The sequence below is a fragment of the Kutzneria viridogrisea DSM 43870 genome (genome assembly GCF_000525635.1).
GTDB lineage: Bacteria > Actinomycetota > Actinomycetes > Mycobacteriales > Pseudonocardiaceae > Kutzneria > Kutzneria viridogrisea.
Genome location: NZ_CP007155.1, coordinates 6,531,822 through 6,551,448, shown reverse-complemented (window position 1 = coordinate 6,551,448; position 19,627 = coordinate 6,531,822). Strand labels below are relative to the sequence as shown.

Sequence of the window (19,627 nt, the reverse complement as noted above, 5' to 3'; positions counted from 1 at the left end):
GGACCGCATGGACAGCGCGCGCGAGCCGAGGCGGGTGGTCGTCACCGGACTCGGTGTGGTGACCAGCATCGGCACCGGGGTCGGGGAGTTCCTGACCGGGCTGAGATCGGGCCGCAGCGGGGTCAAGCCGATCACCTCGTTCGAGACGGCGGGCTACGCGCACGCCAACGGGTGCGAGATCACCGACTTCGATCCGGCGCGGCGGCTGCACGAGGCCGGTGCGGAGGAACTGGGCCGTGCGGGCCAGTTCTCGGCGGCGGCGGCGCGCATGGCCGTGGCCGACGGGGCGATGCCCGTGCGGGCGCTGCGGGAGGAGCGCGTGCTGGTCTCCGTGGGGACCACCGACGGCGAGTCCCGCGACCTGGACCGGCTGGCGATCCTGGACTACCAGGACGGGCCCGCCCACCTGGCGCGGCGCTCGCCAGCGGGCAGGCTGTCCAGTGCCATCGTGCGCGAGCTCGGACTGTCCGATGTGGAGGCCGTGACCATCCCGACCGCCTGCGCCGCGGGCAACTACGCCATCGGGCACGGCATGGACGCCATCCGCGCCGGTGACGTGGACGTGGCCCTGTGCGGCGGGGTGGACGCCCTGTGCCGCAAGACCTACGCCGGGTTCTACCGGCTCGGCGCGATGGCGCCGGAGGTCTGCCAGCCCTTCGACCGGGACCGCAAGGGCATCCTGGTCGGCGAGGGCGCGGGCATCCTGCTGATGGAGAGTCTGGAGCACGCCCTGGCACGAGGGGCGCGCATCTACGCCGAACTGCTCGGCTACGGGCTGACCTGCGACGCGCTCAGCCCGGTCGCACCGGACCAGGACAGCCTGGCCCGCTGCATGCGGCTGGCCCACGAGAACGCCGGGGTGAAGCCGACCGACATCGACTTCATCTCCGCGCACGGCACCGGTACCAAGGCCAACGACATGACCGAGGTGGCGGCCATCCGGCAGGCGTTCACCGACGCGCCGCCGCCCACGGTGTCCATCAAGGGCATGCTGGGCCACGCCATGGGTGCCGCGAGCGCGCTGGGTGCCGCCGCCTGCGCGCTGGCGATCACGGAGGGCTTCATCCCGCCGACGATCAACCACCGGGAGACCGACCCCGAGTGCCAGGTGGACTGCGTGCCCAACCAGGCGCGGCCCGCCGAGGTCAGGGTGGTGCAGAACAACGCGCTGGCCTTCGGCGGCAACAACGCGGTGCTGATCCTGGGACGGTACGGGACCGCGGCATGACGGCCTTCCCAGTGCTCCGCAGGAAGTCCACATCTGACAGTCCTGTTCGGACATTGCTGCTGCACGGCCTCGGCTGCACGAACGCGATGTGGGACGAGTTCGTGGTGCACGCGGACGGGCGGCTGGAGCTGTGGGACGTCACCCTGCCCTGGCACGGGGTGGACGACCCGCGGTGGAGCCACGGCGAGGACCAGGCCACGGCGCTGGCCGAGGTGCTCGCCGGGTTCGACGCGGTCCTCGCGCACTCCTACACCGCGGGGCTGCTGCTGGAGGTCTTCGCCGAGGGACTGTCGCCAGCCGTGCCCTCGGTGCTGACCAACGCCTTCTACCGGGCCGGTGCCGAGCAGTTCGACTGGTCCACGATCACCTACTACCTCAACGACTTCCACCTGATCTTCGCGGAGGCGCTGCGCTGGGGCCCCGCCGCCCGGCTGACCGAGCAGCAGCGGTCCAAGCTCGCGCTGCGGTTGCGCGACCAGATCGGCCCGCACGGCTGGGTGCGCTTCTTCGCGACCTACCTTCGTTCGTCCACACTGGACCTGAGCGAGGTCCGCGCCCCGCAGCTGGTGCTGTCCGCCGCGTGCGACATCGCCGCCCGCGCCGAGGACGGCCGCGCGCTGGCCCAGGCCCTGCCCGAGGGCCGGTTCGCCGAGCTCGCCGACTGCGGGCACTTCCCGATGCTGGAGCGGCCCGAGCGGTTCGCCCGCCTGGTGTCGGACTTCCTCAGCGACGCGGCCGGTTCCTGGTCGCCGCACACCACCGACGTTGCCTGTCTGGAGTTGACGTGAATCCTGTCGTCACCACCGCGCCCGCCCCCGCAGTCACGCGGGTGGAGCTGCGGCCCCGCTACGAGGGCTCGAACATCTGCACCTGGATCGGGTTCAAGCACGTCAACTACCTCGTGGAGGAGGCGGTGCTGGACCACCTGCGTCAGCGCGGCCTGCCCGCGGGCCGGTTGTACGAGCGCCACGGCATCTGCGTGGACCTCAGCTCGATCGACACCCGGATGTGGACCGCCTACCACATCGACGACCTGGCCGTGGCCACCGTGCGCCAGCTGGAATCCGAGGACCACCGGCTGCGTTTCCTGGTCGAGATGACCGCCGAGCGGGAGACCTCGGTGAAGACGGTGACCGCGCGCGTGGCGGTGACCCTGCGGCAGGACCCGCGTGGCTTCCCCGCGGAGCCCGCCCCGGTCGAGGTGGCCGCGAACCTGGTGCCCAGGCTCGGGCCCTCGGCGGAGCCGACCCTGCCAGCGGGCGCCGACCCGGTCGCCCAGCTCACCAAGGGGCACAACGCCTTCGCGTGGAGCTGGCGCATCCCCTACCCGTACTGCCACTTCACCGAGCGCCTGCAGATGTCGGGCTACCTGCGGCTGATGGAGGAGGCGGTGGACCTGTTCCTGGCCGACCGCGGGGTGTCCATCCACACCCTGCTCTCGGAGCAGAACTGGATCCCGGTGGTGCCCAGCTCCTCGGTGGAGATGCTGGCGGAGGTGGGCATGGAGGAGGAGCTGATCACCGTGTTCACCGTGGAGACGGTGTTCAAGCGGCTCACCTACACCGCCCGCATGGACTGCTACGTGCGGCGCGATGGCGTGCTGGTGAAGACCGCGACCGGGCGGATCACCCACGGCTACGCGGTGATCGAGAACCGGCGCGACTGGCGCCAGGTGGACTTCGACGACCGCCTGCTGACCGCGTTGCGGGGGAACCAGCGGTGAGCGCGCCGACCGCGATCGCCACCGGCGAACTGGTGCTGTCGGCCTGGTCGGCGGTCTCGCCCTTCGGGGTGGGCCGCGAGCCCTTCCGCGAGGGCCTGCGCTCGGGCCGCTCCGGCATAGCCGCGCTGGACGCCGAGGCCTTTCCCGGCCCGTACACCACCGCCGGGCTGGTGCCGGACTTCAGCGCCGCGAAGTACCTGGGCCGCAAGGGAACCCGGTTGATGGACCGGCTCACCGCGCTGGCCGTCACCGCCGTGGGCGGCCTGGTCGAGCAGTGCCGGGACGACCTGTCCGCGGCCCCGGAGCGGGCCGGGCTGGTGCTGGGTACCGGCTGGGCCAGTGTGCAGAGCATCATGGACACCACCAGGGACTCGGTCAACGGGGAGAAGCCCTACCACGTGGACCCGGCCAAGTTCCCGAACACGGTGATGAACAAGGCGGCCGGGCAGAGCGCGATCTGGCACACCATCAAGGGCCCCAACACCACCATCTCCGGGGACTGGCTGACCGGGCTGCTCGCGCTGAGCTACGCGACCCGGCTCTACCGGGGCGGGCACTGCGATCTCGTGCTGTGCGGGGCGGTGGAGGAGTACTCCACGCAGCGGGCCTGGCTGGACTGGCACAGCGGCGAGGCCGGTGGGGACGGGTCAGCGGCCCTGGGCGAGGGCGGGGCCTTCGTCCTGCTGGAGTCCGCGGAGTCCGCGCGCCGGTCCGGACGTGGCCCGCTGGTGCGGCTGGCGGGCACGGGGTTCCGCTCCTGCCAGGACGGTGCCGGGGTCCGGGACACGCTGGAGACCTGCGTGCGCGGCACCCTGCGGCGCGCGGGCGTCAGCCCCGAGCAGGTCAGGTTGATCGCGCCCGCCGACCTGCCCGGCCCGGCCGGTGTGGCCGAGGACGAGGCGCTGACCGCGGTCTTCGGCGCCGACAACGCCTCGTGCCGCCGCATCCACTGCCGTGCGCAGCTCGGCGACACCACCGCTGCGGCAACGGTCTTCCAGCTGGCGGCCGCGCTGGCCGAGGTGGAACGGGGAGCGGTGCACGACACGGGCGAGTACGCGCTGGTGACCGGGATCGGCCGGGACGGCATGGTGGGCTGTGCGCTGCTCGGCGGCTGCGGGGACCCGGCATGAGGGGCTGGCCGGTGCGCGTCACCGAGGACGCGGGCGATCGCATCAGGTCGGTGGTCGAGATCGCGGCGAACGACCCGGTGTTCGAGGGCCACTACCCGGGTTTCCCCATCCTGCCCGGGCTCTACCTGGTGCAGTACGTGGACTCCACCGTGCGCGCCGTGCGCTGTGTGCCGGGCCTGCGCATGGTCGCGGTGGAGCGGGTCCGCTTCCTGCGACCGGTCCGGCCCGGGGACGCGGTGTCGGTCGAGATCGGCGTGCGGGACGAGGAAGCGGACGGGTTCCGTTGCAGCGCAACGGTGTCCACTGGAACCGAGGCGGTCTGTGAGATGCGGCTGCGCTACCGGCAGGAGGCGGCATGACCGGGGTGGACCGGATCAAGGCGCTCATCCCGCACCGGTACCCGATCCTGCTGGTGGACCGGGTGTCCGAAGTGGACCCAGGGCGGACCTTGGTGGCGCACAAGGCGGTCACGGTGGCCGAGCCGTGCTACGCGCACCTGCCCGAGGACGCGCCCGCACAGGCCTACGCCTACCCGGTGAGCCTGCTGCTGGAGTCCTGGGCGCAGTCGGCCGTGATCCTCGCCTGCTGGCTCAAGCCCAACCCGGACGTGTTGGCGGGCAAGGTGGAGCTGGCCGCGGGCCTGCGCGGTGCCGAGCTGCTGGCCCCGGTGTACCCGGGTGTGGTGCTGGAGCACCGGGTGCAGGTGCTGCGCGAGGTGGACGAGGCGGCCGTGGTCGCGGGCAGCACCCTGGTGGACGGCGAGACCGTGCTGCGGGTCGCCCAGTTCACGGTGGCGCTGCGCGACTCCTCGGTGCTGGGGGTGGGGGTGTGACCGCGCGGCCGGTGGCGCTGGTGACCGGCGGTTCCCGCGGGATCGGCCGCGCCGTGGTGACCCGGCTCGCCGAGGACGGCTACGACCTCGCCTTCTGCTACCGGTCCAACGCCGAGGCGGCGGCACTGGTGGCCAAGCTGGCCGCCGACGCCGGTGCGGCGGTGTTCTGCGAGCAGGTCGACGTCGCCGAACACGGCGCGGCCAAGAAGTTCGTGCGTGCCGCCGAACGCGAGCTCGGCCCGATCCGGGCAGTGGTGGCCAACGCGGGCCTCGTGCGGGACAACCCGTTGGTGCTGCTGGGACAGCAGGACTGGCAGGACGTGCTGCGGGTGAACCTGGACGGGGTCTACAACATCTGCTCGGCCGCGGTGTTCGGCATGGTCAAGCGGCGCGCGGGCACGGTGATCACCATGTCCTCGGTCGCCGGGGTGCACGGCCACGCCACCCAGACCAACTACTCCGCGGCCAAGGCCGGGGTCATCGGTTTCACCAAGGCCCTGGCCAAGGAGGTCGGCCCGTACGGGATCCGGGCCAACGTGGTGTCGCCCGGCTTCATCGAGACGGACATGACCGCCGCGCTGTCCCAGGAACGGACCGAGGGGCTGGCCGCGAGCATCCCGCTGCGCCGGTTCGGCGGCCCCGGCGAGGTGGCCGACCTGGTGTCCTTCCTGGTCTCCGACCGGGCCTCCTACATCACCGGGCAGGTGCTCGGGGTCGACGGCGGCCTCGTGCTCTGAGCCGCACCACGAAAGCGAGGTACGCCATGGCCAAGCCCAGAACACCGAGGTTCTACTTCTCCCTGCGCAGCCCGTACTCCTGGCTGGCCTACCGGGACCTGCTGGCCAGGCACCCGGACCTGGTGCCGCTGCTGGACTGGCGGCCCTACTACGAACCCGACGAGCACAGCACCCGGCTGATCACCGAGCTCGGCGGGGACCTGCCCTACACCGACATGTCCCGGGCCAAGCACCTGTACATCCTCCAGGACGTGGGCAGGCTCGCGGCCGAGCGTGGGCTGGAGCTGAGCTGGCCCGTGGACAAGCAGCCGGTCTGGGAGGTCCCGCACCTGGGTTACCTCCACGCGCACCGGCACGGCCTGGGCGCGCGGTACGTCGACCTGGTCTACCGGGCCCGGTGGGAGCAGGGCCGCGACATCTGCTCGCGGGAGACCATCGGCGAGATCGGCGCCGAACTCGGCCTGGACCCCGCGGCGATCGCCGCCGCCAGCGAGGACGAGCAACTGCGGGCCGAAGGCGCCGCGGTGATGGTGCAGGCGGGCCGGGACGGCGCCTTCGGCGTGCCGTTCTTCGTGCACGGCTTCACCCGGTTCTGGGGCGTGGACCGGCTGGACGCCTTCGCCGCGCACGTGCGGTCGGCGGCGGCACCGGCCCAGCGGCTGCCCGAGCCGGTGGCCGGTGCGGTCGGGCTGGGCCGCTCGCCCGACGACGGGCACGCCGGGGGCTGCGGGTGAGCGAGGACCTGGGCCTGCCCGAACTGCGCGAGCTCGCCAAGTCGTTCTGGGCCAAGGAGGTCACCCCGCACCAGCCCCGCTGGCGGTCCGCCCACCAGGTGGACCGCGAGCTGTGGACCACCGCGGGCGGTGCGGGCCTGCTCTGCGTGGGCGTGCCCGAGCCGTACGGCGGCGGCGGGGGGGCCTTCGCGCACGAGGTGGTGCTGGCCGAGGAGCAGGCCAGGGCCGGTGACACCTCGTGGGGCCGCACCGCGCACGACATCGTGGCGCGGTACCTGCTGCTGCACGGCACCGAGCGGCAGAAGACCCGCTGGCTGCCCAGGATGGCCGCGGGCGAACTGGTCGGCGCGCTCGCGATCACCGAGCCGGACGCGGGCTCCGACGTGCAGGCGATCACCACCAGGGCGCGGCGCGTCGCGGGCGGCTACCTGCTGCACGGGGCGAAGACCTTCGTCACCAACGGGATCCACTCCGGGCTGGTGCTCGTGCTGGCCAAGGTCGCCGACCCGGAGCGGCGCACGCCGCCGCTGTCGCTGTTCGTGCTGGAGACCGCCGGGCTGCCCGGCCTGCACCGGGGGCCCGCGCTGGAGAAGATCGGCCTGCACGGCCAGGACACCGCCGAGCTGTTCCTGGACGGGGTCGAACTCACCGCGGAGCACCTGCTCGGCGAGGTGGAGGGGCGCGGGCTCGCCCAGTTGCTGCCGCTGATCTCCCGCGAGCGCCTGCTCATCGCGGTGACCTCGGTGGCCGTGATGGAGACCGCGCTGGCCGAGACGGTGCGCTACTGCAAGCAGCGCCGCGCCTTCTCCCGGCCGCTGATGCGCTTCCAGAACACCCAGTTCGTGCTCGCCGGGGCGGCGGCCCAGGTCGCCGCGAGCCGGGCGCTGCTGGACTCGACAGTGGCCGCGGAACTGGTCCGGGGCGCTAGCATGGCGGAGGTCGCACTGGCGAAGCTGTGGTGCACCGAACGGTTGGGCGAGGTGCTCGACAGCTGCCTGCAACTGTTCGGCGGCTACGGCTATATGAGCGAGTATCCGGTCGCACGAGCCTGGGCGGACGCCAGGGTCGCGCGGATCTTCGGCGGTACCAACGAAATCATGCGCGAGATCGTCGCGGCCTCACTGGGGGAGTGAGATGGTCAGATGGTTCGCCCCGAGCGGCTCGGGTTGGTCCCCGAGGCTGTTCGAGCTGTACTTCACCCGTTTCCGGTCTGGCGTGGGCTTCCGCCAACAGGAGCAGCGCGCCGTGCTCGACGCGCTGGAACCCCGCCTGGCGCCCGGCCAGCGCGTGCTCGAACTGGGCAGCGGGACCGGGCACTACACGCTGGCCCTGCACGAGCGGGGCGCCCGCGTGCACGCCCGCGACGCCTCGCCCGCCATGGTCGACTACCTGGTGCGGCGGGTCGCGCGGGAGGCCCCCGCCGGGATCGACGCCGGGTTCGGCCGGTTCCCCGACGACCTGCGCGTGCGGGGCACCTTCGACGGGGTGCTCACCGTGGGCATGGTCAACTACGTGCAGGACCTGCCCGCCGCCTTCACCGCGCTGGCCGCCCTGCTTGTCCCGGGCGGCTGGCTCGTGTTCAACGTGCCCCGTGCCGACCGGTCCGGTCGGCGCTACGCCCGCCTCGAACTGCTCACCCGCAGGCGTGCCCACCTGCGGGCCCCCGGCGAGGTCGAACACGCGGTGACCGCGGCGGGCCTGCGGCTGGCGCACGGCCCGGTGGATGCGGGCATCACTTCGGTGTACCGCTGCGAGGCGCCGTTGCGGCATCGGCCGTCAACTGATCGGCGTAATCTGCGGGTGTGACGGATCTTCACGTGCTTCGGGTGTTCTGCGGTCCGGATGGCCGGTACGGCAACCCGCTCGGTGTTGTGCTGGACGGCGCGACCGTTCGGGGTGAGCGGGCCCGGCAGGACCTGGCCGCGCGGCTCGGCTTCAGCGAGACCGTCTTCGTCGACGACGCCGCGGAGGGCCTGGTCGACATCTACACGCCCAGCGTGCGGCTGCTCTTCGCCGGGCACCCCCTCGTCGGCTGCTCCTGGCTGCTGGGACAGGTGGGCGCCGCGCCCACCGTGTTCCGGCCACCGGCAGGCCCGGTGCCGACCTGGCAGGACGGCGAGTTCACCTGGATCGCGGGCCGACCGGAGTGGGCTGCGGGACGGCGCACCGAGCGGCACGGGTCGGTGCGGGCGGTCGAGGCGCTGCCCAGCCCGCCCGCGGGACAGGGCTGGCTGTACGCCTGGGCCTGGGCGGACGAGGGCGCCGGCCGGGTGCGGGCCAGGGCGTTCCCGCGCAGGGGCGACGCGATCGTGGAGGACGAGGCCACCGGTGCGGCGGCGATCGTGCTCACCTCGGAACTGGGCCGGGCACTGGACATCCGGCAGGGTGCCGGATCGCAGATCCTGACCGAGGTGCGTCCCGAGGGCACGATCGGGGTCGGCGGCCGGGTCGTCCTGGCGGAGGTCCGCGCCCTGTGACCCGGGGCGCCAGAACTGTTGCCAGGAGTCACATCCCGGCGTCGCCCCATTGCGCCGACTTGGCGAGAACCTGGCGCTGAGTGGCAATCCGGCCAGTTCCGGCCTCGGTGCACCGTGACTAGCGTCGTGCGCACCGAAACCGAGGAGGACTGAGCCGGTGATGCTTGCGCAGATCGTGTTGTTCGACGGGTTCGACCCACTGGACGCCCTGGCCCCGTACGAGGTGCTCAGCGCCGGTGGCATGTTCACCGGTGGGGCGGTCGAGGTCGAACTCGTCTCGGCCGAGGGCGCGCGCCAGGTGCCCAGCGGGCTGGGGTCGCTGTCCCTGGCCGCCACGGCCCGGCTGGAGCCGCGGCGCGCGGACCTGGTCCTCGTGCCGGGCGCGGTGGGGCGCCTGCCCGATGGTGAGGAGCCCACCGAGGACAGCATCCCCGCCATCCTCGGCCGTACCCTCGGCACCGAATTGCCCTTGCTGCTCAAGCAATCCCTGGACCGCCCGGGGCTGACCGTGGCCACGGTGTGCGGCGGCTCGATGGTGCTGGCGATGGCCGGGCTGATCGAAGGCCGCCCCGCGACGAGCCACCACCTGGGCCTGGACCTGTTGGCGGCCAGCGGGGTGCGGGCGATCGACGCCCGCGTGGTGGACGACGGGGACCTGGTGACCGCCTCCAGCGTGACCTCCGGCCTGGACCTGGGGCTCTACCTGCTGGAGCGCGAGCTGGGGCCCCGGGTCGCGCACGCCGTGGAGCGGTTGTTCGCCCACGAACGACGGGGAACCGTGTGGCGCGACACCGGTGCCGAGACGAAGGTGGGAGCGTTGGCGCGCTGATCACAGGTCGTCGACCAACTCGGTGAGCCTGCCCATCAGGGTCACGATCATCGTGCGCTGCTCGGGGTCGAGTTCGCGGAACGCGCGCAACTGCCGCTCACGCAGGCGGGCTCGGTGCGCGTCGAGCAACTCGGCCCCGAGCGCCGTCAGGGTCACCTCGACCCGGCGCTGGTTGTCCGGCGCCCGGACGCGGTCGACGATCCCGTCGCGCTCCAGCTGTTGCAGCATGCGGGTTGCGGTGGGCGTGGCCACCCCGGCCTGCTCGGCCAGCTCGCCAACGCCCAGTGAACTCCCGTCGGCGATCGCCTCCAGCAGCTGGATCTGGGACAGCGACAGCGCGGGCCTGCCGTGCCCGGCCAGTCGTCCCCGGGACCGCCGCACCGCGACGAGCAGGTCGGCGACCGCCTCGGTGAAGGCGAGGAAGCCCGGGTCCTCGACGGTGGGCTGGACACGACTCGCGCTCATGGGGTAATGGTAGCAACACAACAGTTAGCAAGCTAAGTGAGGTTGCCATGGGCGGTCGCATCGACACCCACCACCACGTCGTGCCCCCGGCGTACCGGGACTGGCTGCGGTCCCAGGGGCTCACCGCGGGCGGCATGCCCGTCCCGAACTGGAGCGCGGCGGCCGACATCGCCCTCCAGGACAGCCAGGGCATCGGCACCGCGATCCTGTCGGTGTCCACCCCGGGCACCCACCTCGGTTCGGACGAGCAGGCCCGCGACTGGGCCCGTGCGGTCAACGAGTTCACCGCCGAGCAGGTCAAGGACCGCCCCGACCGGTTCGGGCACTTCGCCACCCTGCCGCTGCCCGACGTGGACGGCGCGCTGGCCGAGACCGCCCGCGCCTTCGACGAGCTGGGCGCCGACGGGATCGTGCTGCTGAGCAACCACCGCGGCACCTACCTGGGCGAGCCCGCGTTCGAGCCGCTCATGGCCGAGCTGGACAGGCGGTCGGCGGTCGTGTTCGTGCACCCGGGCATCCCGCCCTACCAGCCGGTGCCCGGAGTTCCCTTCTACGCGGCGGACTTCCTGCTCGACAGCGTGCGCGCGGCGATGAGCCTGGTGCTCAGCGGCACCGTGCGCCGCTACCCCGGGATCAGGTTCATCCTCTCCCACGGCGGCGGGTTCCTGCCCTACGCGGCGGACCGCATCGCCGTCACCCTGGAGCACCACCAACGAGTCCAGGGCGCCGACCCGGTCCTCGACCACGCCGCCGTCCTGGCCCAGTTGCGCGAGTTCCACTTCGACACGGCGCTGGCCGCCAACCACGCGACCCTGGCCAACCTGCTCGCCTTCGCCGACCCCGGCCGGATCACCTTCGGCAGCGACTGGCCCTACGCGCCCGAGGCCGGGGTCCGGCACGTCACCGCCGAGTTCGACAGCGCGCCGCTGGACCCCGTGCAGCGTGCGGCGATCAACCGGGACAACGCCCTGAACCTGTTCCCGCGGTTGGCCTGAGCGACGGGGCGTGCCGTGGTGGCCGGAGAAGGCAGCGGGAGAGCCAAGTTCAGCGAGCGTTGCCGCAAGGCATTCATGTCCTGACGTACTCCACCCCTTGAAGGGGAACGGTGCGGGCTGCGGCCGTGAGCGGTCATCGAAGCGCGTCTGTCAGGTACACCTTGTGGTGTGCGATATGCGCCGCATCGGCCTGGTAGAGCTGGTCATGCCCAGCGGCGATGTGCTGGGCGAAGGCGGCGTTCCCGGCGTCGGCCTGCTCGTGCATGTGGCAGACGAGGTGCTCGAGACGGGTCCTCGCCGTGTCGGCAATCACTTCTCGACCAGCTTCGCAAAGCCGGTAGGCGTCGGCCAGGAGCCGAAGTCGCCGGGCCTGCTCTGCGATGGGCAGGTGGAAGTCGTCATTGTCGGGACCGGTGAGTGGAACGAACCGGTATGCGGCATAGGCCAGATCCCAGACGCGGGGCCCGGGATGGGCGGTGTCGAAGTCGATGAACGCGAAGAGCCTGCCATCGCGGAAGACGCAGTTGTAGGGGGCGATGTCGCCATGGCAGATCACTTCGGCCGGTCCTCGTGCGGGCATGTACCAAGCGGTGTCCGGCGGTGGGGTGAAGTCAACGGTGGCGTCGTGGAGGTTTCGCAGGAGCGTCCCGACGGCGAGGAGTGTGCTGTCGGTACGAACGTAGTGGGGAAGCGGGTAGTGCCCGGCCTGGCCGGGGATGAAGTCGAGGATCTCGCGGCCGTCGGGGTCCAGGCCGTGGGCGCGCGGAGCCTGGGTGAAACCGCGCTGGTGGAGGTGATCGAGCAAGGAGTGGATCGCCGGGGTCCACGGACCTGATGGGCGTCGCACTGTCGCTCCCACACGAACGATCCGGTTGACGCCTCCGCCCACCAGTTCTTCTTCCTGCGGATCATCAGCCACGGGTGTGCAAGCTATCGGGGCAGGCCATGGCCGACCACTGGTTTTCAGGGAGACCGCCGAGTCGGCGATGCGGCTGCGTGTCCCCTCAGGCCGCGGAGGTGGGGGAGTGCGGGTTCTGCTGTGCCCAGTCGGGCACGGCCTCGACCAGGTCCTCCGGGGCGGACAGCCGCCAGGCCTCGAAGACCAGTTCGGACAACTCCTCCGCCTCGATGCCCTCCAGGTAGACGACCACCCAGCCGAAACCGCCCGCGGTGAACTGCTCCTCGAAGACCTCGGGCCGCTCGGACACCAGCGCCTGCTGTTCGGTGAGGGTCTGCTTCAGGCCGACGGTCTGCGTCCTGGGCCAGTAGTAGCCGAACCGTTTGCCCCGCACGCTGAAGGAGCTGAACTGCCCGCCCTCCGAGCGCTGCACCTCGACGAGCGCGTCCACGATCCGGAAGAACTCGTCACTGCGCACGGACATCGGGGCTCCCAGGAGGTCAGGACGCCCAGTATAGGAGTCTCACCGGTCCGGCTCACCGCGCGGGAGCACGAGCACGAACACGGCGCCGGGGGAGTTGCTGACCTCGATCCGGCCACCGTGCAGTACGGCGTTCTCGCGCGCGATGGCCAGTCCCAGTCCGCTGCCCGGGGTGTGCCCGCGGGCGCGGTCGCCCCGGGTGAACCGGTCGAAGACGAACGGCGCCAGGTCGGGCCGCAGCCCCGGCCCGGAATCGGCCACGGCCACCCGCACCTCCGCACTGCTGGCGCCGTCGACGCCCACGGAGATCGGCATCGCGCCGTGGTGCACCGCGTTGCTCACCAGGTTGCGCACGATGGTGTGCAGCCGACGCGGATCGCCGTGCACGGTGACGTCCCCGACCGACCGGACCTGGATGCCCGCCTCGGGCGCGCTCAGCCCGACGGCGTCGGCGACCAGTGCCGCCAGGTCCACGGTCTCCGGCCGGAAGTCCGCGACCCCCGCGTCGAACCTGGACATCTCCAGCAGGTCGTCGACCAGCGTGCTCAGCCGCCGCACCTGGGTCCCCAGCAGCTCCGCCGAACGTGAGCGGTCCTCTGCGTCCGTGCTGTGCAGGCTGTCGGTCGCCGCGAGCATGGTGGCCAGCGGTGTGCGCAGGTCGTGTGCGACATCGGCCACGAAGCGCTGTTGCTGCTGCTCCTTGGCGCGCAACTGCTCCATCGACTCGCCGAGGCGCTGCGCCATCGCGTTGAACGAACCGGCCAGGTCGGCGAGCTCGTCCTTGCCCCGCACCGGAAGCCGGGTGTCCAGCGCGCCCGCGCCGAGTTCCCTGGCCGCTGCCGCCGCGGTGCGCACCCGGCGCTGGATCTGCCGTGCGGCGAGCACGCCCAGGCCCGTGCCCACCAGGATCACCAGCCCCGCGACCGCGGCCAGTTGCAGTTGCAGCACGAGCAGTTCCCGGTCCATGACCTTGGTGCTGTAGTACTCGGCCACCAGCAGGTCGGGCTCGACCTCACCGAGCACGACCACCTGCTGGCCCGCGCCGTAGGTCACCGGGGTCCGGGGATCGCGCCTGACCTGCTCCACCGCCGACACCGGTGGCCGGGCACCGGAGAACCCCGGGCTGGCCGCGCTCAGCGAGTACACGTCGTTCTGGACGGTGGCGACGGGCCCGTTGAGGGGCTTGAGGTTCACGATCGCCCAGGACAACCCGATCCGCCCGGTCATGTACTTGGCGACCTGGTCGACCTTGGGCGCACCCGAGTTCGACTGCACCAGGAACTGGTGCGCCTGCTGCGCGTCGGCGCCGAACCCCGCCCGCGCCGACTCGACGAACCGCTCCCTGGTGGCGCCGGACTGCAACTGGTAGGCGACCAGCGCCGTGGCCACGGTGGCGATCAGCGTGACCGCCACGGCGGTGAGCGTGATGCTCGTGCGCAGCCCCGGCTGCCACCTCACGGCTTGACCAGGCGGTAGCCGAGCCCCCGCGCGGTGCGCAGCAAGGTCGGGTTGCCCGGATCGGGCTCGATCTTGGCGCGCAGCCGGGACACGGCGGCGTCCACCAGCCGCGAGTCCCCGGCGTAGCCGTAGTCCCACACCGACCTCAGCAGGGTCTGCCTGCTCAGCACCTGCCCCGCGTGCTCGGCGAACTCCACCAGCAGGCGCAGTTCGGTCGAGGTCAGGTGCAACTCGCTGCCGCCCCTGGTCACCACCATGGCGGCGCTGTCGACCCGCAGGTCCCCGAAGGTGTGCACGCTCGACTGCGGGGCCCGCACCGGAGTGGCCCGCCGCAGGACCGTCTTGACGCGGGCGTCCAGCACCCTCGGCTCCGCGGGCTTGACCACGTAGTCGTCGGCACCGCACTCCAGCCCGACGACGATGTCCACCGCGTCTCCGCGCGCCGTCAGCAGGATCACCGGGACCGTGTCGCGGGCCCGGATGCGGCGGCACACCTCGAAGCCGTCGATCCCCGGCAGCATGACGTCCAGCAGCACCAGGTCGGCGGGCGTGCGCCGGTCGTACAGGCAGGCCAGGGCCTGTTCCCCGGTCGCGGCCACGTCCACCTCGTGGCCCAGTCCGCGCAGGGCGCGGGAGAGCGCCTCGGCCAGCACGGCGTCGTCCTCGACGAGCAGCAGCCTGGGCATCGCGGAGGACTCCTCGCTGGTGGCTTGCACGACTGGGCTCCGACGGTATACCACCGGCTACACCGAATGGCCGACGGTGACGGCGCCCGGGTGCGGCAACCGCGCCGGGGCCCGGCCACCGGCCTCCGGCCGGTGTTCGAAGTGCCACCACTCGTTGTCGTAGATCCGGTAGAGGTCGTGGCGCCACCCGTTGGCCTCCAGCCACCGCGCGCCCTCGGCGGGCCGCACGTCCATCGCGGTCCCCATGACGTGGCTGGACTCCTCGGCGGGCAGCACCTGCCGCCGCGCCGCCTGCACGGAGCCCGATCGCCGGACCTGCTCGCTGAACAGCCGGTGCTGCTCGGCCGCGTCGCGGTGGCCGGAGGTCAGACCGATCAGCTGGCCGTCCCGCCAGAACGCCTCGGTGCGGGCCGCCGCGAACGCCGCGCGCGCCGGCCCGGTGAGCCCGGTGAGGTCCTCGGCGGGGAACCGCAGGCCCAGCGCCCACTGGCAGGCCAGGTGGCGGCCGCGGCCGGGGGAGTGCGCGTAGGCCACCGGCAGCAGCAGCACGGCGAGCAGCTGCGTGGTGGTCTGCAGGAGGAGGTCACGAGTGGTCATGGGTCGACCATCGCGGAGGACTGTGCCGCACTGTCGGCAGCTCGATGACGGGACCTCGACGAAGTGTGACAGTTCCGCACGCCGTGGTTCGGCGGTGCCTCCCGGTCCGGCTGGGAGGCACCGCCCGACGAGCCCTAGCTGGCCGTCACCAGCGTCGCGCCGTCCACGAGTGCTTGCAGGTCCTCGACGAACTGCTCGAGGGGAGGCAGGGCGAGGACGTGGGCCCGGGCCTGGCGTGCGCGCCGGGTGTAGCCGGGCTGGCCGAGGATCTGACCGGCCAGCTGGGCGACCCGCTCCGGGCTGGGCTCGGTGGTCATCTCACCCAGCCCCAGCTCCGTGACGCGAGCGCCGTCGTGGGGCTGGTCGCCGAAGCCGGGGATCACCAGCATCGGCGTGGCCGAGCGCAGCGCCTCGCGGACGCTGTTGTAGCCGCCGTGGGTGATGAACAGGTCCGCCACCTCCAGCACCAGCGGCTGGGGCGCGTGCTCCACTACGTGCACGTGTGCGGGCGGCGGGGTGGCCGGGGTGGGCAGGCCACCGGTGGAGACCAGGGCGACGCAGTCCAGTTCGGACACCGCGGCGATGATCGAGGCCAGGGACCGCACCGGGTCGGTGGTCATCGGCATCGGGATCGAGTCCGACTCGCGCGCGACGACCATCGGCAGCGCCGTGCCCAGGGAGGCGTAGACGAACGGGGACTGCCCGGACAGCTCCGCGATCCACTCGGGCAGCCGCTCGCCCGCGCGGGTGAGCACGGGTTGCCGGTAGCGGCGCACCAGCCCGGTGTCGTGCGCGGCGAAGTCGAAGGCCGCGGGCACGTAGTCGGCGCGGCCGTGGCGGTAGATCGCCTCAGCGGGCAGCGGCTCGGCGTGACCCAGCGCGGCCCAGTGCCCGTTGAGGCCCTCGATCGCGAGCGCGGGGTCCAACAGGTTGGACGCCCCGCCGCACAGGCTGACGTGCGGGATGCCCAGGTGCTCGCCCGCCAGCACGGCGCCGAACTCGGCGTCGTCGCGCACGATCACGTCCGGCCGGACGGTCTCCGCCAGCGCGATGACCGTCCGCGCCGCTTCGAGCACGAACGGGGCCGAGGTGATCCAGCTGATCTGGGTGGTGGTGTCGGTGCTGGCGGCGAGTTCGCGCATCTTCGCGGCGCGCTCGGGGTCGCGCAGCATGTTCTCGAAGCCGGGCAGTACCGCGTGCACCTCGGCGCCGAGGCTGTCGAGCAGGGGCGCGAGCTCCGGCGGCGCGGCGATGGTGACCTGGTGGCCCGCCTCGATCAGCGGGCGCAGTGCGATGGTCAGGGAACGGGTGTGTGAGGCGTTCCCGGTGACGGTGGCCAGGACGTGCATGTCTTGTGCTCCCAGTGCGGAGTGTCGGGGTGAGCGGTGCTCAGTGGCGGGCGCGCAGGACCTTCTTGTCCGGCTTGCCCGCGTCCGTCAGCGGGATCCGGTCGAGGAACTCCACGTGGTGCGGGGTGTAGAGGGCGCCCAGCTGGCTCGCCACGTGTTCGCGGACCTCCTGCTCGGTCAGAGTGTGGCCAGGGCGCGGCACCACGGCGGCGTGGACCAGCTCGGCCGCGTCCTCGGCGCGCACGCCGTACACGGCGGCCTCGGCGATGCCGGGGTGGCCCAGCAGCGCCTCCTCGACCTCGACGGGGTAGACGTGCCCGCCGACCACGATGATCATGTCCTTGAGGCGGCTGGTCAGCCGCAGGTAGCCCTGCTCGTCGAGGTGGCCGACATCGCCCGTGTGCACCCACCCGTCCCGCCACACCTGCGCGGTCAGCTCCGGGTTGCGCCAGTACCCGGCGCTGGTCATGGCCGAGCGGACACAGATCTCACCGGTCTGGCCCACGGGCAGGTCGTTGCCCTGCTCGTCGCGGATGGCGACCTCGACCCCGGGAATGGGCCGCCCCACGGAGTCGAGCAGTTCGGGGCGCTGGTGGTCGGCCTCGGTCAGCATGCTGATCCCGCCCGCCTCGCTCTGGCCGTAGATCTGGAACAGGATCGGCCCGAACCGGTCGAGGGCCTGGCCGATGCGGGTGGGCGAGGCGGCGCAGCCGAAGTAGAGGAACCGCCGCAGGCTGGAGGTGTCGGTGCTCGCCGAGGCCGGGTCGTCCAGGACCCGGTACAGCAGCGGGGGCAGCAGGAACAGGTCGGTCACCCGGTGGCGCTCGATGTCGGCGAGCACCTGGGCCGGGGCGAAGCGCTCGTGCAGCACGATCGTGCCCCCGGCGGCGAACACCCCGTCGGCCAGGTTGCCCGCGCCGTGCGCCAGGGTGGTGCTGATGAGGTACACCACGTCCGCGCCCTGCGCGGTGGCCTGGTGCTCCAGCATGGCCCGGTAGCCGCCCGAGGGCATCAGGATGCCCTTGGGGTGGCCGGTGGTGCCGCCGGTGTGGCGCACGCTCCAGGTGTCGCCGGGCGCGACCGGGTGCGGCGGCACCGGGGAACTGTCGGCAGCCGCCGCGAGGGCGAGCAGGTCGCTGCCCGTGCTCGCGGGCCCGAGCGTGAGCAGGGCCTTGACGGGCACCTCCGCCACGATCTCGGCGGCGCGGGCGGCGAGCCTGTTGTCCGCGACCAGGATGTCGGTGTCCACATCGGACACGATCGCGGACTGGACCTCGACCGCGAGCCCCTCGTAGAGGTACACGATCCGGGCGCCGAGCAGGTTGGCCGCGTAGCGGGTGGCCAGGATCTCCGGCCGGTTGGCCGACAGCAGGGCCACCGTGGAGCCGCTGCGGATTCCGTGGTCGGACAGGGTGTGCGCGATGCGGTGGACGAGCTCGCCGAACTCGCCGTGGCTGATCGTCGAGCCGTCCTCGAGGTGGAAGGCGATGTGGTCGGAGTCGCGGGACAGTCCGCGCAGGATGGTCTCGACGTAGTTGGCCGAGCCGGTGGCCCCGGCCGTGCTTGAAGTCATTGCTTGATCCCCAGGTCATTTTGTCTACACGTGCAGACAAGTTGACTTTAGCAACTATGTGAAGCCAAGTCTACGAGCGTAGAATGGGGTTCGTGGGCGACGATGATCACACACCCCGGTCCTGGCGGGACGCCGCCGCGACCCGGCTCAAGCTGCTGATCGCCGCGCGCACGCTGTTCCTCCAGCACGGCAAGGACGCGGTGGGCCTGCGGGCCATCGCGGCACAGGCCGGGGTGGACGTGATGCTGATCCGCCGCTACTTCGGGGGCAAGCAGCAGCTGTTCGACGAGGCCACCGCGTTCGGCGACCACCTCGCGGGCCAGTGGCAGCGGGACCTGCCCGAGATCGTCGACTGGCTGCTGCGGGTGACCACCACCGACGACCTCGAGCGGCACCCGACCCTGTTCGCCCTGCTGCGCTCCAGCGGCGACCCGGCGGTGACCGAGCGGGTCAACCAGCGCGTGGACGAGGTCGTCACCCGGCCGCTGGCCGCTCGCATCGAGCTGCCCGACGCCGAGCTGCGCGCGGACCTGGTCTGCGCGATGGTCATCGGTCTCGGCGTGATGCGCACCGTGCTGGGCAAGGACCCGTTGTGCGGTGCCACCGCCGAGGAATTGCGCGAGCCGCTGACCGAGGTGCTGACGACCCTCACCGGCGGCGCGCCCGCGCAGTGCCGGTGCGCCTGCTCGCCCGGCGGGGCGTGAGCGGGCTCAGCGCGCGGGCGGCAGCGGCTGGTTCGGGTCGAGGGTGATGCCCTCGGCGCGCAGGGAGTGGTCGAGCATTCCCCAGATCCACTTCGACAGGTGGCCCACGAGCGCCTCCTGGGACAGTGAGCCCGGCTCGTGCAGCCAGCGGCGGGTGGCCGACTCCACGAAGCCCACGAGCCCGAACGCGAGCGGGTCCACGGTGGCCGTGTCCATCTCGAACACCCTGAAGTAGGCGCCGAGCAGGGCGCTGAGCTGGATCGCGATGGTCGCCTTGATGTCGGCGACCACGTCGTGCTGCCCGTCCGGGCTCAGCACGGCCCGCTGGGTGACGTACTCCAGCAGGTTGGTGTGCTCGGCCATCCAGCGGACCAGCGTGTGGACGATCTGCTCGATCATGTGCAGGGGCGAGCCGCTCGCGTTGGTGATCTGCGGGGTCAGCTCGGCGGTGATCATTTTGGCGGCACGCTGGGCGATCGCCTGGTGCAGGTCCTCCGCGGCCCGGAAGTGCCGGTACAGCTGGGGTCGCGCGACCCCGGCCCGCGCGGCTATCTGCTCGGTGGACACCGAGGGCCCGTGTTCGGCGATCGCCGCGATCGCCGCATCCACGAACTCCGACTGTCTCTTGGCGCGCTGGCCCGCCCATCGGGCCGCGCGCCGGTCGGTGACGTTGTTGGACACGGACACCACCCTTCCACGGTCCTGGACTGTGGCCGTGGACACGCTCCACA

23 protein-coding genes are annotated in these 19,627 nt (G+C 72.1%); 14 read left to right on the top strand and 9 right to left on the bottom strand.

Features of this window, described 5'->3' with window-relative positions:
• Positions 1-7: 7 nt before the first annotated feature.
• The 12 genes from KALB_RS28960 to KALB_RS28905 all read left to right on the top strand — a co-directional run bounded on the left by KALB_RS28960 (position 8) and on the right by KALB_RS28905 (position 9,690).
• A complete protein-coding gene (locus KALB_RS28960) occupies positions 8-1,228 on the top strand; it encodes a beta-ketoacyl-[acyl-carrier-protein] synthase family protein (RefSeq protein ID WP_025359182.1) in 1,221 nt (406 codons plus the stop codon).
• Entirely contained in the window at positions 1,225-2,016 is a 792-nt protein-coding gene (locus KALB_RS28955) for an alpha/beta fold hydrolase (protein WP_042220897.1), read from the top strand. The genes KALB_RS28960 and KALB_RS28955 overlap by 4 nt, the downstream gene beginning before the upstream one ends.
• Positions 2,013-2,951, top strand: coding sequence for a thioesterase family protein (locus KALB_RS28950; protein ID WP_025359180.1), 939 nt, complete (start codon positions 2,013-2,015; stop codon positions 2,949-2,951). The genes KALB_RS28955 and KALB_RS28950 overlap by 4 nt, the downstream gene beginning before the upstream one ends.
• A complete protein-coding gene (locus KALB_RS28945; RefSeq protein ID WP_025359179.1) occupies positions 2,948-4,081 on the top strand; it encodes a beta-ketoacyl synthase N-terminal-like domain-containing protein in 1,134 nt (377 codons plus the stop codon). The genes KALB_RS28950 and KALB_RS28945 overlap by 4 nt, the downstream gene beginning before the upstream one ends.
• Positions 4,078-4,440 (top strand): 3-hydroxyacyl-ACP dehydratase FabZ family protein, encoded by a 363-nt coding sequence (locus tag KALB_RS28940; RefSeq protein ID WP_042220895.1) that lies wholly within the window; start codon positions 4,078-4,080, stop codon positions 4,438-4,440. Before KALB_RS28945 ends, KALB_RS28940 begins: the two co-directional genes overlap by 4 nt.
• Positions 4,437-4,913 carry a 3-hydroxyacyl-ACP dehydratase FabZ family protein gene (locus KALB_RS28935; RefSeq protein ID WP_025359177.1) on the top strand — a complete coding sequence of 159 codons (477 nt, stop codon included), beginning with the start codon at positions 4,437-4,439 and terminating at the stop codon, positions 4,911-4,913. The genes KALB_RS28940 and KALB_RS28935 overlap by 4 nt, the downstream gene beginning before the upstream one ends.
• Positions 4,910-5,650, top strand: a complete 741-nt coding sequence (gene fabG / locus KALB_RS28930) for a 3-oxoacyl-ACP reductase FabG (protein ID WP_025359176.1) — start codon at positions 4,910-4,912, stop codon at positions 5,648-5,650. The genes KALB_RS28935 and fabG overlap by 4 nt, the downstream gene beginning before the upstream one ends.
• 26 nt (positions 5,651-5,676) lie before the next feature.
• Complete coding sequence (locus KALB_RS28925; protein WP_025359175.1) at positions 5,677-6,384, top strand: 2-hydroxychromene-2-carboxylate isomerase; 708 nt, start codon at positions 5,677-5,679, stop codon at positions 6,382-6,384.
• On the top strand, positions 6,381-7,517 hold the full coding sequence (locus tag KALB_RS28920) for an acyl-CoA dehydrogenase family protein (RefSeq protein ID WP_025359174.1): 1,137 nt from the start codon (positions 6,381-6,383) through the stop codon (positions 7,515-7,517). Before KALB_RS28925 ends, KALB_RS28920 begins: the two co-directional genes overlap by 4 nt.
• Position 7,518: 1 nt before the next feature.
• Positions 7,519-8,190, top strand: coding sequence for a class I SAM-dependent DNA methyltransferase (locus KALB_RS28915; protein WP_025359173.1), 672 nt, complete (start codon positions 7,519-7,521; stop codon positions 8,188-8,190).
• On the top strand, positions 8,187-8,861 hold the full coding sequence (locus KALB_RS28910) for a PhzF family phenazine biosynthesis protein (protein ID WP_025359172.1): 675 nt from the start codon (positions 8,187-8,189) through the stop codon (positions 8,859-8,861). Before KALB_RS28915 ends, KALB_RS28910 begins: the two co-directional genes overlap by 4 nt.
• A gap of 160 nt (positions 8,862-9,021) precedes the next feature.
• Positions 9,022-9,690: a DJ-1/PfpI family protein gene (locus KALB_RS28905; RefSeq protein ID WP_025359171.1), complete on the top strand. Its 669-nt coding sequence runs from the start codon at positions 9,022-9,024 to the stop codon at positions 9,688-9,690.
• On the opposite strand, the gene KALB_RS28900 is transcribed toward KALB_RS28905, so the two are convergent.
• Complete coding sequence (locus tag KALB_RS28900) at positions 9,691-10,155, bottom strand: MarR family winged helix-turn-helix transcriptional regulator (RefSeq protein WP_025359170.1); 465 nt, start codon at positions 10,153-10,155, stop codon at positions 9,691-9,693.
• Between the two features lie 47 nt (positions 10,156-10,202).
• Here KALB_RS28900 and KALB_RS28895 point away from each other — a divergent pair, with 47 nt between their 5' ends.
• Positions 10,203-11,150: an amidohydrolase family protein gene (locus KALB_RS28895; protein WP_025359169.1), complete on the top strand. Its 948-nt coding sequence runs from the start codon at positions 10,203-10,205 to the stop codon at positions 11,148-11,150.
• Positions 11,151-11,283: 133 nt separating this feature from the next.
• Here KALB_RS28895 and KALB_RS28890 read toward each other — a convergent pair whose 3' ends face one another.
• The 7 genes from KALB_RS28890 to KALB_RS28860 form a co-directional block, all read right to left on the bottom strand.
• Positions 11,284-12,069 (bottom strand): phosphotransferase, encoded by a 786-nt coding sequence (locus KALB_RS28890; protein ID WP_081789581.1) that lies wholly within the window; start codon positions 12,067-12,069, stop codon positions 11,284-11,286.
• Positions 12,070-12,154: 85 nt separating this feature from the next.
• A complete protein-coding gene (locus tag KALB_RS28885; protein ID WP_025359167.1) occupies positions 12,155-12,532 on the bottom strand; it encodes an MmcQ/YjbR family DNA-binding protein in 378 nt (125 codons plus the stop codon).
• Between the two features lie 39 nt (positions 12,533-12,571).
• The gene (locus tag KALB_RS28880; protein ID WP_025359166.1) at positions 12,572-13,987 is read right to left on the bottom strand and encodes a sensor histidine kinase; all 1,416 of its coding nucleotides are present in this window, start codon (positions 13,985-13,987) and stop codon (positions 12,572-12,574) included.
• A complete protein-coding gene (locus KALB_RS28875; RefSeq protein ID WP_025359165.1) occupies positions 13,984-14,673 on the bottom strand; it encodes a response regulator transcription factor in 690 nt (229 codons plus the stop codon). The genes KALB_RS28880 and KALB_RS28875 overlap by 4 nt, the downstream gene beginning before the upstream one ends.
• Before the next feature lie 57 nt (positions 14,674-14,730).
• The gene (gene vanY-N / locus KALB_RS28870) at positions 14,731-15,270 is read right to left on the bottom strand and encodes a D,D-peptidase/D,D-carboxypeptidase VanY-N (RefSeq protein ID WP_025359164.1); all 540 of its coding nucleotides are present in this window, start codon (positions 15,268-15,270) and stop codon (positions 14,731-14,733) included.
• A gap of 134 nt (positions 15,271-15,404) precedes the next feature.
• Positions 15,405-16,619, bottom strand: coding sequence for a glycosyltransferase (locus KALB_RS28865; protein WP_025359163.1), 1,215 nt, complete (start codon positions 16,617-16,619; stop codon positions 15,405-15,407).
• A gap of 40 nt (positions 16,620-16,659) precedes the next feature.
• Positions 16,660-18,192: an AMP-binding protein gene (locus KALB_RS28860; RefSeq protein WP_025359162.1), complete on the bottom strand. Its 1,533-nt coding sequence runs from the start codon at positions 18,190-18,192 to the stop codon at positions 16,660-16,662.
• A 92-nt stretch (positions 18,193-18,284) separates the two neighbouring features.
• Between KALB_RS28860 and KALB_RS28855 the strand changes: the two genes are divergently transcribed.
• Complete coding sequence (locus tag KALB_RS28855) at positions 18,285-18,896, top strand: TetR/AcrR family transcriptional regulator (protein WP_025359161.1); 612 nt, start codon at positions 18,285-18,287, stop codon at positions 18,894-18,896.
• Between the two features lie 6 nt (positions 18,897-18,902).
• Here KALB_RS28855 and KALB_RS28850 read toward each other — a convergent pair whose 3' ends face one another.
• Complete coding sequence (locus KALB_RS28850; RefSeq protein WP_035968079.1) at positions 18,903-19,577, bottom strand: TetR/AcrR family transcriptional regulator; 675 nt, start codon at positions 19,575-19,577, stop codon at positions 18,903-18,905.
• Positions 19,578-19,627: the final 50 nt, after the last annotated feature.